At 32.5% G+C, this 13472-nt stretch carries 12 protein-coding genes; 5 read left to right on the top strand and 7 right to left on the bottom strand.

Annotation, left to right across the window (positions count from 1 at the left end; genetic code table 11):
• Positions 1–7 precede the first annotated feature (7 nt).
• From ABD935_RS11440 to rlmB, 4 genes are all read left to right on the top strand, one after another.
• Positions 8–1534 (top strand): SusD/RagB family nutrient-binding outer membrane lipoprotein, encoded by a 1527-nt coding sequence (locus tag ABD935_RS11440; RefSeq protein ID WP_345192185.1) that lies wholly within the window; start codon positions 8–10, stop codon positions 1532–1534.
• A gap of 16 nt (positions 1535–1550) precedes the next feature.
• Entirely contained in the window at positions 1551–2216 is a 666-nt protein-coding gene (locus ABD935_RS11445) for an immunoglobulin-like domain-containing protein (RefSeq protein WP_345192187.1), read from the top strand.
• A 9-nt stretch (positions 2217–2225) separates the two neighbouring features.
• Entirely contained in the window at positions 2226–2906 is a 681-nt protein-coding gene (locus ABD935_RS11450; RefSeq protein ID WP_345192188.1) for a lipid-binding protein, read from the top strand.
• Between the two features lie 87 nt (positions 2907–2993).
• Positions 2994–3734 (top strand): 23S rRNA (guanosine(2251)-2'-O)-methyltransferase RlmB, encoded by a 741-nt coding sequence (gene rlmB / locus ABD935_RS11455; protein ID WP_345192189.1) that lies wholly within the window; start codon positions 2994–2996, stop codon positions 3732–3734.
• A 261-nt stretch (positions 3735–3995) separates the two neighbouring features.
• Here the strand turns inward: rlmB and ABD935_RS11460 are convergent, their stop codons facing one another.
• Complete coding sequence (locus ABD935_RS11460; protein ID WP_345192190.1) at positions 3996–4730, bottom strand: rhomboid family intramembrane serine protease; 735 nt, start codon at positions 4728–4730, stop codon at positions 3996–3998.
• A gap of 333 nt (positions 4731–5063) precedes the next feature.
• Between ABD935_RS11460 and ABD935_RS11465 the strand changes: the two genes are divergently transcribed.
• Positions 5064–6347, top strand: a complete 1284-nt coding sequence (locus ABD935_RS11465; protein WP_345192191.1) for a replication-associated recombination protein A — start codon at positions 5064–5066, stop codon at positions 6345–6347.
• Between the two features lie 182 nt (positions 6348–6529).
• Here ABD935_RS11465 and ABD935_RS11470 read toward each other — a convergent pair whose 3' ends face one another.
• The 6 genes from ABD935_RS11470 to ABD935_RS11495 form a co-directional block, all read right to left on the bottom strand.
• Positions 6530–7390: a hypothetical protein gene (locus tag ABD935_RS11470; protein WP_345192192.1), complete on the bottom strand. Its 861-nt coding sequence runs from the start codon at positions 7388–7390 to the stop codon at positions 6530–6532.
• 84 nt (positions 7391–7474) lie between these two features.
• The gene (locus tag ABD935_RS11475; protein WP_345192193.1) at positions 7475–8164 is read right to left on the bottom strand and encodes a YjjG family noncanonical pyrimidine nucleotidase; all 690 of its coding nucleotides are present in this window, start codon (positions 8162–8164) and stop codon (positions 7475–7477) included.
• Positions 8154–9455 carry a polysaccharide deacetylase family protein gene (locus tag ABD935_RS11480; RefSeq protein ID WP_345192194.1) on the bottom strand — a complete coding sequence of 434 codons (1302 nt, stop codon included), beginning with the start codon at positions 9453–9455 and terminating at the stop codon, positions 8154–8156. Before ABD935_RS11480 ends, ABD935_RS11475 begins: the two co-directional genes overlap by 11 nt.
• 102 nt (positions 9456–9557) lie before the next feature.
• Positions 9558–10256, bottom strand: a complete 699-nt coding sequence (gene radC / locus ABD935_RS11485; protein WP_345192195.1) for a RadC family protein — start codon at positions 10254–10256, stop codon at positions 9558–9560.
• Between the two features lie 241 nt (positions 10257–10497).
• Positions 10498–12240, bottom strand: a complete 1743-nt coding sequence (locus ABD935_RS11490) for a PAS domain-containing hybrid sensor histidine kinase/response regulator (RefSeq protein ID WP_345192196.1) — start codon at positions 12238–12240, stop codon at positions 10498–10500.
• Entirely contained in the window at positions 12234–13364 is a 1131-nt protein-coding gene (locus ABD935_RS11495) for an FIST signal transduction protein (RefSeq protein ID WP_345192197.1), read from the bottom strand. The genes ABD935_RS11490 and ABD935_RS11495 overlap by 7 nt, the downstream gene beginning before the upstream one ends.
• Positions 13365–13472 lie beyond the last annotated feature (108 nt).

Below are 13472 nucleotides of genomic sequence, written 5' to 3' on the forward strand. Positions count from 1 at the left end.
TAAGACAATGAAAAAATATATATTAAAATTTATTCTTGCATTCCTGACGGTCTTATCGTTTAGTTGCGAGAGCTACTTAGACGTTAACCAAGACCCTAATGTATTAAGTGACACAGATCAACCAAAAATATTATTGCCAAATGCTCAAGTAGGTTTAGCTCATACCATGATGGGGTATGACATTGGATTTGGTGGTGGATTTTGGACACAGTATTGGACACAATCGTATACAGCTTCTCAATTCAAAGATCTTTGCGAATTTGAAGAAGAAAGTTTTAACGACGCCTATGTTGAGTTTTCAGCTGTAGTTTTAAATGATTTAAAAAGGATGCAAACGCTTTCTGGAGATTTACCAGAAAACCAAGGTTATGCATACATAGCGGAAGCCTTATCTATTTTCACTTGGCAAGTCATGACCGATTTATGGGGAGATATTCCTTATTCTGAAGCTTTACAAGGCAACGAAGGTATTACTGCTCCCAAGTTTGATGCATCAGAAGATATCTACGCTGATTTAGAAACTCGAATCAACGCCTTATTAGCAATTGATGTATCTGAATTAACTCAGATTGATGCTAAATTCGACTTCATCTATGAAGGCGACCTTAATGCATGGGAGAAATTTGCAAATTCTTTAAAGTTGAAGTTGATGATGCGACAATCAGAAACTTCAAATTACAGTAATAGTACTGCTCTTTCTTTTATCTCTAGCGCTTCGTTTATTGATGCATCTGCTAAAATTTCTGGAGCAATATGGGAAGATGATAAAGAAGGAAAAAGGCACCCAATGAGAGAATTTCAAGAAGGTGGAGCAAATACTTTATCGATTAATGTTATTGGCTGTAAAAGTTTTATTGATTATTTAAACGTAAATTCAGACCCTAGAATAGATGCTTTATTCACAGCACCTTCAGGAGGTCATTTAGGTGCTTTTTTCGGAGATTTTGATTCTAAAAAAGATTCAGACGAAGATGGTACGCTTGATGAGGATGAAGACTATAGTGAAGCACTATTTGCTGGCGATACTGACTTAATTATTATGTCTGATTGGGAAGTTAACTTTTTTATTGCTGAAGTTTACGCAAGAGCAAGCGATTTAGTAAATGCTAAAACTTATTATGAGATGGGAGTTACAGCCTCTTTAGCACAAAATGGTTTTAGTGCTACTGATATTATAACTACAGGGTATGCTACTTGGGTTGATGGAACTACAGAAGCTAACCTTAAACAAATCGCTATGCAAAAATGGGTAGCTAATGCTAACTACCAACATTTAGAGTCGTTCGTAGAAAGAAATAGAACTAAATACCCAGCTCTAAACCCTATAGACATTAAATTAGACAGAAACGATGCTTTCCTTAATTTCCCTTTAGGAGATTTAACAAATTCAGTAAATGGTAGAGATAAAACTAATGCCAAATTACCATCATCTCCTGTTTATCCAGCTGATGTAATGGGAAGAAATATTAACGCTCCAAGCCAAAAACCAGATTTATTACAAAAAGTATGGTGGGATAAAAAAGTTGGCAACTAATAAAAAAAAATATATCATGAAAAAAATACTTTATAATTTAACACTAGTAATGTTAGTCTTTTTCGTTTCGTGCGAAGGAGAAAGCACTGGAGACGTGTCAAGAATCACTTTCTTTAATGATATTGAACTGGTTGGTGCAGAAATTTTTATTGTCGAACAAGGTTCTAGTTATTCAGAACCAGGAGCTATTGCTTCTGAGGCTGAGACAGACGTTACGGATCAAATAGTAATTTCCGGAGTCGTAGACACCAGCTCTTCAGGACATTACCTGATTACATATAATATTGCAAATAAAGATGGATTTGAAAAATCAATAACCAGACATGTTTTTGTTCTTCCTACCGATAGATCAAAATCTGAAGATTACGTAGGCACCTACACAGGTGATGTCAGTAATGGAACGTTTTCGGATGCTACAAACATTTCCCATTTAGGAGATGGATTATACTACGCTGATGATTTTATTGGAGGTAGATATGTTCAAGGAAGAGGACTTCCTCCTATTTACAAAATCACAGCTTATTTTTATGTTAGCGGAGATGGAACAACTTATGAAGCTCTTTTAACTGATTCTCCTTGGGGACCATGGGGTGTGTTAAACCCTACTCTAAACGGAACAACTTTTACTCACGATTTACAAAGTGGGACTTTTCAAACACCTGTTGTATTAATAAAACAATAATATAAAAACATGAAAAATAAAATAATATACTTACTGCTAATCGCAGTGTTTTCGACAACCATCTTTTCTTGCGAAGAAGATATCGAGATATGGGATAGTAATACACTAGACTATTCTGGAACTTACTTTTGGCAACTTTATGATGAAACAAATACTGATCTTTACGTTGATTATGATCATGCTATTCAAATCTTAATTTATAACACTTCAGACAATAAAGAAAATGAAGTATGGATTGAAGATACGGATCATGTTTTTCCTTTAAAAAGTAAATTTTCATTTACAGGAAATTCTTCTGCTTTTAGCTCCACTGATTCAGATTTCGCTAATTTAACGAATAATGAAGCAGTTATTGATCCTGATGAGCCAGATGATAAGCCTACTGGTCTAAATCAAGAAGTAACCGTTGATACAGACTACATTCGAAGCTCAATAATTGAAGGTAAAATTTTGCCTAATGCTGGAACAACTACTAGTGGAAACCCAGTTGATAGTTTATATATTAAAATAAAGCTATACAGTGGAACCGTAACCTACTCTAGTATTGAAGTACCTGTTGCAAAAAGAGCAGATCCCGAAGTAGAAGAGTTTGATTGGGAATTTAGCAGTGCTACTTACGATAACACTCTAGATGAAACTTACGTTATTTCTGGTCATAGAAAAACTGGTTTTTCAGAAGATGATCATTAATTAATTTATTAAGTTAAAAATGATAAAAAAAACCGAAGAAGCATAGCTTCTTCGGTTTTTTCGTTATATAACATTACCTTTACCCCAATGGAAAATCAAACACAAATATTCGGTATTAGAGCAATCATAGAAGCTGTAAATGCAGGTGAAACTATTGATAAGGTATTCCTCCAAAAAGGAGAAAGAGGTGAGTTATTTAGTGAATTAGAGTCCTTATTAAATAGAAAATCTATCAACAAATCTTATGTTCCTGTTGAAAAACTTAACAGGTTAACTAACAAGAACCACCAAGGCGCCGTTGCCCAAATATCGCCTATTGAGTTTCATGATATGGAAACTTTGGTTTTAAGTGTGATAGAATCAGGAAAAACACCTCTTTTTCTATTACTGGATCAATTAAGTGATGTTAGGAATTTTGGTGCTATAATCCGTACTGCAGAATGTACTGGAGTGAATGGTATCATTATTCAGAAAAAAGGAGGTGCTCCGGTTAATGGAGACACTATTAAAACAAGTGCTGGTGCCGTTTTTAAAATCCCTATTTGTAAAGTAGACCATATTAAAGATGCTGTGTTTTATATGCAGGCAGAAGGTATTAAAGTAATTGCTGCTACCGAAAAAACTGATAATATGTTATACGATGTTTCATTTATTGAACCTTGTGCCATTATTATGGGTTCTGAAGGGCGAGGTATAAACCCATCTACCTTAAAAGTGGTAGATGCTAAGGTTAAATTACCATTGCTTGGCGATATTGAGTCTTTAAATGTTTCTGTAGCCTGTGGTGCTATTTTATATGAAGTAGTCAGACAAAGGATTAACAATTAACGATTTTGGATTGTTGATTTTAGAATTTATTTGTAACGTGAGTTTGATATAAGAACCGTTATTTTTAGGATAAAAGCCAACAAAATATATAGTTGTCTCCTTGAGCCCTTCGACTGTGCTCAGTATAAACTAAAGTCGAAAGGTCTTTGAAGTCGATAAATTCTCTGGGTTTCGACTGCGCTCAACCTGACATTCGAAAATAAGTCAATGATTTTACATTAGATTATATTCGTCGCTACGTCGAACTCAGGTTTATAATTATTATTCGCCGTCTTTCGACTCTTCTTTATAAATGTAATTAAACTTAGTTTGCTCCTGCTCGATTTCGGGTTCATTAGATTCAACAAAATTTCCATCTTCATCAAAATGTTTTAAGAATGGGTCATTATCCTCATTATAATTTTCTTGTTCCCAAACATATTTTTTAGGCTTTGCAATTTCTTTTCTAAAAAACAGAGCAAATAACACACCTGTGATTAACCCTGCCATATGCCCTTCCCAAGAAATCCCTTTTTCTATTGGTAAGGTATGCCAAATCATACTACCGTAAAGGAAAACAACTAACAACGATAATGCAATAAGCCTATAATGCTTTGCAAAAACACCCTTAAAGAATGTAAAACTGATCAATACATAAATCAATCCACTAGCGCCTATATGGTACGATGGCCTTCCAATACACCAGGTTAAAAATCCTGAAAATAAAATTCCAAATAATATCACTTTCCAAGCAATAGGTCTATAGAAATAAAACAAGCCTATGGATAGCACAAATAAAGGGATAGTATTATGGTAAATATGCTTAATATCGCCATGAATAAAAGGACTTAAAAAGATGCCTCTTAACCCTTTTAGGCTTTGTGGATAGATGCCATATTTACTGAAATTGAAACCAAAACGCACCTCAAACCAAAACACCAACCAAATGATTAGCACAAAAAAAACAGGATAAGCTACAACACCTGTTGAAAATTTGAAATGCTCCTGTTGTTTCATGTGTTTATATATATTCTTTTTTATCCCGATAACTATCGGGAAGTCACGCCGAAATTGTCCAAGCAACCTATATAACGTCTATTTAATCTTTGTACTTGGTTATCAAGTTTTAGTTATGGATGTTTCATAAAAATTAAAGATAGCAAATAGTTTACCAATTTAGGTTTCGTGCTAAATTGACAGTTATCAGTATTCAGTCGCTTCTTACAGTCAATGCATCCAGTCACTAAGTACTTTTTAAATTAGTGCCTTTAGAATTATTAGATAAATTTTATTAAACATTCGTCCTATTAAGATTCCTTTTTGAAAAGGAATTGTTTTAATTTTACATTTATGAACGCGAATGAGCCATTAGCAGAACGTTTACGACCCAAAAACTTAGAGGACTATGTGAGCCAAACCCACTTGGTAGGTAAACAGGGTGCTTTAACGCAACATATTAAACAGGGTTTAATACCATCAATGATTTTTTGGGGACCTCCGGGAACGGGAAAAACGACGCTTGCCAACATTATTGCTACTGAATCAGGCAGACCCTTTTACAGCTTGAGTGCTATAAATTCTGGGGTAAAAGATATTCGAGATGTAATTGATAAAGCAAAACAAAGTGGCGGTTTATTTACTACAAAAAACCCCATTTTGTTTATTGATGAGATTCATAGGTTTAGCAAATCACAACAAGATTCCTTATTACAAGCCGTTGAAAAGGGTTGGATTACCCTTATTGGTGCCACTACCGAAAACCCTAGTTTTGAAGTGATTTCCGCCCTTTTATCACGCTGTCAGGTTTATATTTTAAATGCCTTTGACAAAAACGATTTAGAAACCCTTTTAAAACGCGCTATTGAAAAAGACGAGTACATCTCTAAAAAAAACATAAAACTACAAGAAACCAATGCACTTTTAAGGCTTTCAGGTGGTGATGCCAGAAAATTACTTAATATTTTTGAACTCATTGTGAATTCGTATGACACAGACACCATCACTATTACTGATGAAACTGTTTTACAAAAGATTCAGAATAACACGGTACGTTATGACAAAACGGGGGAGCAGCATTACGATATTATTTCGGCATTTATAAAATCCATTCGTGGTAGCGATCCCAACGGAGCCGTTTATTGGTTAGCTCGCATGATTGAAGGTGGTGAAGATGTAAAATTCATTGCACGACGTTTATTGATTTCGGCAAGTGAGGACATTGGAAATGCCAACCCTACTGCTTTGGTAATTGCCAACAACACCTTTCAAGCGGTCTCGACTATTGGTTATCCAGAATCCAGAATTATTTTGAGTCAGTGCGCTACCTATCTAGCCTGTTCGCCTAAAAGCAATGCAGCATACATGGCTATTGGCAAGGCCCAGCAACTGGTTAAAGAAACTGGCGATTTAAGTGTACCTCTAGAAATTAGAAACGCACCTACCAAACTCATGAAAGAACTAGGTTACGGCAATAATTACAAGTACGCACATAGCTACGACAATAATTTTGCCAATCAAGAATTTCTGCCCAACGACATTAAAAAAACCAAACTTTATGACCCTGGAAACAATGCAAGAGAACATGTGCATCGCGAATTTTTAAAACAACGTTGGAAAGACAAGTATGATTATTAAAATTATTTGGGCGTCACCCAAGGGTCGGGCTTTCCGCTATATCTTTCTTGTGCTGAACTTGTTTCAGTATCTCATCAAGTGTTTTTCACATAACTTAAAATGTGTTTCAAAGTAAACTTATAGTTAAGCACAAAAAAGGATGCCGCTGCAATCCCTAACGCACTTCAGGTTTCAAATAAACTTTAGAATTTAATATTTAAAACATCTTGCTTTAAAATACTATCAACATAATATTCTAAAACCCAATCATCACCTTTTTTGTAAACAATAGCACTTTTGCCTTCAACTATATAGGTATTGCTTATTCCTGTGCTTTTAATTCTATAAACCACTTTAGGAGAACTGTCAACCAACTGAAATCCGTTTTCAATTTCTTGAGCATACAAAACATTTGAAACACCTTGTATGATAACCGTTTCTTTAATTGATTTTTCTTCAACTAGCTTAGATATTGGTTGTTGCGGCGCTACTACTTTAGGTGGCGCAACCACTGCAACTTCTTTTTCCTTTTTCAGGTTCTGTATCTCTTCTCTTAATTGCTGTATTTCATCTGTAACTTCACTTTTACCTGAAGTTTGAGAGGTTACTATAGACGTTATATTTTCATTAGGCTCATACTTATAATTCAATGTCCCAACCGTCTTAAAAGCCTCTCTTAAAGCCTGATTATAAGCTGTTTTATAATCCTTTTCCCTACTCTCTCCCTCACCAGACGTATAAACTACTCGATCATTACAATCCTTAAGTTCTAAAGACAGTTTTGTTTTAAACATTCCAGAGTCCTTTATAACATCAGATTTTAACGCTAAACATCTATTTCTTATTAAATCCTCAGGATAAGCTGTGCCTTCCATTATAGCTTCAAACCCATACTTATTAAATAAAAACTGAGCCAATGAATTTAATTTATACTGGTCTTTTTCCTTTAGGAAATCAAATTTATTAGGAATAATAACATACTTATAATTATTTAAGTTTGCTTGAGAAAATACAGATGTTATAATAAAACATGCTATTAATATAGGGAAAAACTTAGCTTTCATTTTTAAAATATTATAGTTAAAGGCTTTTTGTAAAGATACACTTTTGTAAATTTTATAGATATTTTTAACACAAAATTGTAATAGTTACAAATACTTTTTTAATTGAATTAAATTATCAATTTGTTTGATATCAATATCTAGAGTCATGTTATTCAAATCAAAAAAAATAACATCCATACCAATGTTTTTTGCTCCAAGAATATCGGCTTCATAACTATCGCCTATCATAATACTTTGGTTCACATTAACATTCGCCAATTCCAAGGCAAAATTGAAAATTTTAGGATTGGGCTTCTTAACACCTACCATTTCCGAGTTGGTTACCGTTTTAAAATATTGGTTGATTTTAGATTTAGTTAACTTTTTATGTTGTACCTCTTCAAATCCATTGGTTATAATATGCAAATTATAGTTAACACTCAAATAATCTAAGATTTCGAATGTGTTTTCAAATAAATGGTTAAATGTCGTTAAGTGTGTTATATAATCTTCTGATAGTTTGTAAACCAAACGTGCTTCAGCCTGAAAACCAATAGCTTGAAAAGCATCATTTAACCTTGCAAAACGCAACGCTTCTTTTTCTATTTTTTCTTCTCTATAAAGTTTCCAATACTTAAGATTTATAGGCACATAATGTAACAGAAAATCATCTAAACTCAGATTTATACTATTTATTTTGAAAATTTCTTTAAAAGCCAACCCTGAGTTTTTATCAAAATCCCACAGGGTATGATCTAAATCAAAAAAAACATCTGTAATATTTTTAGAACTCATTGGCTGAATCTAAAATTATATTAAACAATTCCTTAAATCCTTTCCACCTATCATCATCACTAAACGTATAATTATGAAATACAGGAACAAATTCCCCATTTACTTGTTTTATTTCGTAAATGATTTCATTTAAAGCCTTTTTTTTATCAAGTAATGATCTATTTTTCAACAAAGCATAATCCATTAGATGGTAGGAGTTAACCTTTAAAGGAGTTTGCACTTCGTAATCCAAATCGTAAAATAAAAAAGGGGTACATGAACCCGCTCTAAAACCAGCCTGATTTACATAGCCCATAGTATAATCTTCTTGGATTTCTAAAGTTATTAGATTTCTATACGATTCTGGTAAATTCAGTTTTGAAAAAGACTGCCTTGATGCTTTTAAATTGGTATTCAAAATATCTTCCATACGCAATTTTTCCTTTTTCAATATAGCTTCATCTTCAATCGCAAAAAATGATATTTTAAGCCCTACTTTACAATAATCTGCCACATACTTAATAAGTGACACAAACTTCTTTTTATTATGGTTAATCCCTTTATCATAAGTAGAATAATCCCCTATCAAAAAAAAGAAAAGGAATTTAAAATTAGAGGTTTTCTGTCTATTTATCACATATTTAAAGGTATCAAACGGGTCGTGTTTAAAACCAAGAATTACCATAAACCTACGGTACAAACTTATAAATCTAAATCTAGAAAAGTCTTTAATAACACCTCCCAAAGTTCGCATAATACCTTTTAATTTGTAACTATAGGCACTAGGCACATCAATAATAGGTTTAATGCTATAGGTTCTTGTCGGAAATTCAAATTCTGGAAACTGTTTTTGTAAAGCGTCCTTAAATTTATAGGCCCAAATATCCACAACGGGTTGATGCAAAAACCCTTTTTTATAGGCTAAACTTTCAGTTGCGGTAAAGCGACCAAACTCATCTTTTACATGGGGTAAATATTCTTCATAACGCGATAATAAATAAAAGGCAGCTGAAAAAATATCAAAAGGCATAGCGCTCTTTTCTCCATTATAAAAGAAACATTTAGTTTGACCCCAATCATGCATATGGATTTCAACATCGCTTAATCCTTGTTCAAATAAAATCTCATGGCTTTTAATAAAAAACTCGTTACCAAGTTGTTGTTTGGTGTACGACATTTTCATGCTGTCGTGTGCAATAAAAACCTCTATTTTAGTTGTAAAACTTACCTCTATACCTAAAATTCTTGTGCAAATATGTTTGAAAACATATTTTAATCTAGGAGATATTTTATGGGTATAGACTAATAGCATTTTTTTCCAAATTCTAATTTAAAAAATTACAAATTCCAATTAATTGAATCATTCCATGTTTAGGGTTTTGAAATTTTACTTTTGATTATTTTTTTGGTGCTTTCACAAAAGTGATTCATCAGCAAAACTAAAGTATGCTTTTTCTGTTATAATTAAGTGATCTAATACTTTTATATCCAAACTTTGTGACGCCACTTTTAATTTTTGAGTGATTTGTTTGTCGGCTTCACTAGGTTTTAAGGTTCCCGACGGATGATTATGCGCCAATATCAATCCTGTGGCACCAACTTCTAAAGCATTTTTTAGCACCAAACGCACATCTACCAAAGTTCCCGTTATACCACCTTTACTTAGTTGATTTTTCTGAATAACTTTATTAGAATTATTCATATAAATAATCCAGAACTCCTCATGCTGTAATTCACCAATAACGGGCTGCATGAGTTCAAAAACCGATATACTAGAAGTGATTTTCTTTTTTTCTAAGGCCTCCTCACCCCTACGTCGCCGTCCTAATTCTAAAGCGGATATTATAGTTATTGCTTTTGCCTCACCTATACCTTTAAATTCCATAAGCTGCTTTATCGACAACTTCCCTAATGCGCTTAAATTATTATCTACACTGGCTAAAATACGTTTGCACAACGCCACAGCGCTTTCATCTCTATTGCCAGAGCCTATTAATATGGCCACTAATTCTGCATCGCTTAAAGCAGACTTACCTTTATAGAGCAATTTTTCACGTGGCCGGTCGTCTTGACTCCAGTTTTTTATAGAAAATGAGGATGGTTTTTCTTGCATTGGTTAAAGATAAATATTGATTGCATTACAAACAATAAAATTATTTGTATATCTAATTAGTGTCTGGACGTAAACATAGCAAAATTAAATTTGTCTCTTTTTGCGCCCTTTCCATTTATTTTTAACCGCCTGATGCTAAGGCATCACCTCATAAAAAGTAAATAAAAATGACATCAAAAATAATTCAAATTATAAAAATAGTCTGTTTACGACCAGACACTATTTATCTATCTAATAACGGCTAAATAACTTGCTCATTTAGAGCTTTCTTAGAATAAGACTTTAATAAGGCATAAAGTTTTTCAGGATTAAATGGTTTACCCATAAATCCATTCATTTTATATCGTTTAGTTTTTTCTTTAATATCGGTTTGAGCAAATGCCGTTAAGGCTACTATTGGAATATTTGCTTTAGATTTATCTGACATGTTTCTAATCACCTTAGCCGTTTGATAACCATCTAAAATTGGCATTTGTAAATCCATTAAAACCAAATCAAAATTAGAACTTTCAAAAAACTGCAGAACCTCTTCGCCGTTTTCAGCTACTTTATAATTTACTTTCCATTTCAAAAAGAATCTTTTTAAAATAAGAATGTTCATCTTATTGTCTTCGGCAACCAATACATTTATATTTAAAGGGGCATAGTTTGGCTGCATTTTTATCATATCTGGTTCGTATAGGTTAAGCCTATTACTAACTTTATATGTAATTTCAAAAGAAAAAGTTGCTCCTTGCCCTAATTTGCTTTCAACTATTAAATTACTGTTTTGTAGGTTTAATAATTTTTTACTAATTGATAAGCCAAGACCAGTACCTCCATATTTTAGTGAAGTCTCGGAATTTGCTTGCATAAAACTTTCAAATATCGATTCTTGTCTACTTTTAGATATTCCTATACCTGTATCTATGATTTTAAACTTAAGGCTGATTTTATTTTTATCAAAGCCTAAATTTTGAACGCTAAGAACTATACTTCCTTTTTCGGTAAATTTCAGAGAGTTACTTAGCAGATTTTTTACTATTTGAGTGAGTTTTAATTTATCGCCAATAATATTATCTGGGATATTATTTTCTTTTATAACATTAAAAACTACACCTTTTTTTTCGGCTCTTAATTGAAAGTGAGATTTTATATTTTCTAAAAAATAATTTAAGCTAAAATCTTTTTCTATAACTTTTAATTTTCCAGATTTAATTTTATCAAAATCTAACAAATCATTTATTAAACCCAATAAATGCTCACCAGAGTATTTTAAAGCTTTAAGATTTTCAACTTGCTCTGGCAAATAATCTTCCATTAATAGAATATTTGTTAATCCAGTAACAGCATTTAAAGGAGTTCTAATTTCATGAGACATGGTAGATAAAAACTCATCTTTAGATTTACTCGCTTTTTGCAACTCAACTTCTGTTTCTTTTAAGTTGGTTACGTCTATAATTGTACCTATAAATCCAGTTGGCAAACCATTATTGTCCTTAATTAGTTTTGATTTTAACTCAAACCACTTTAATTTATTATTCTTTTTATGCTTAAAGATAAACTCAATACGCTTCTTTTTCTTAGAGAATAATTTATGGGATTCTTTATTTCCTTCAATATTTTTAGTCACTAAAAAATCTTTAAAACTTTTGCCGAGAGTATTTTCAATAGTAAACCCTGAATATTTTTCCCAGGCATTATTCAAGAACGTAAAATTCCCATGCATGTCGGTTTCAAAAATAACCCCTCCAATATTATCTACTAAATTTTCTAATTTAGTTTTGGTAGTATCTCGTTCGTTGATTAATTTTTGATTTGCGGCAAAAAGCTCTTTTGAACTTTGCTCAAGAATATTTTCAATATGATATACATCTTTGTCAAAACTCTTATAAGCGTCATTAATTGTATTTAAAAAATCCGTTAATTGAGGATTGTCCAAATCATTTAAATCTGCTTTTTTAAGCTGGCGCTTCAGGAGCCTATGTAAATCATTATTTAACATTCTGAAAGTGTTGTTATTGTCATGGTTTGATTATGCAATTCGCAAGGCGAAAACTCTCCAAATGGTGCAATTTCACCATAGGAATAAAACCCAGTAATACTTGGCTTAGGGCCTATAACATCTCTTACCACCTCAACTTCCTCTTCTACTAGTTGTTTTAAAACCAATCTTCGGCCAACGCAACTAATAAGGATTGCTAATTCTGATGTTTCTTTTAAATTTTTATTTGCAGAAATTGCTGAATCTTCAGCACCACTAATTAATCGGTCTATATTTGCTTTCATTAATCTAACATAGGAATCTTGGGGTATATTCCCTGCAAAAGTTAGACTTTGCTCTTCTTCATTTATTGCTAAAATTGTCCTCACTAATGGGCTTGTATTTTCTATGTTTCTCATACTTAACGGAAAAAGTAATCCAGAACTGGGTAAATCTTTGGCATGTTCCCCTAAAAACGATTTATAAATTTCTAAAGCAGGCATACCATCCAACTCATAAAGGACATTTTTATTCGATTTTGTAACCAATCTTTCAATTCCAAAACTATCCCATCCGCCTTTAGAGCTAAAACCAACTTTAAAATCATCACCATAAAAGCCAAGTCCTATTATCGTTTTATCAATTATTTCATCATTATTAATTACAAACGTTTTATTAAAATCTGAACCATCTGCTGCCAACCCGCCTGTAATACTTACATGAGGTATTTTTGATTTTAAACCAGACACAAGGTCTGCGCCATTAACGTTTAATCCATCACTTAAAACAATCACGTGTTTTAAATCATTGTTATCAAGCTTATTTGCAATTTCTTCACCAGCTTTATAACTACAATCCATATCCTTTATTTGAAAAGAAACCTTTTTTAAGGTCGTTTTTTCTAGTTGAATAGCTGTTAACGATATGGTTTTATCTTTTACAGTTACGTCTGATATCTCGCCAGCAGTAGAGCATCCAATTATTGTAGATTTAGGATACTTTTTGTTAAGAGAAAGTAAGACTTCATCTTTTAAGTTAAAGTCTGGGGAAATAAATAATAAGAACAAATTAGCATCAATGTCTATTGATTCAATCTTCTCACACCAATTATTTTCAATTAATGATATTTGTTTCACTTTCATCATTTAGGGGCTTTGGTTGGTTGGTCGACGAAAATAAACATTTTATCGTTTATTTACAAATTTTATCGGTAAAAAGATATTTTTGTAAGAAATAAGATTAATTTGTAATGC

The sequence above is a fragment of the Algibacter agarivorans genome (assembly GCF_039543245.1).
Classification (GTDB): domain Bacteria; phylum Bacteroidota; class Bacteroidia; order Flavobacteriales; family Flavobacteriaceae; genus Algibacter_G; species Algibacter_G agarivorans.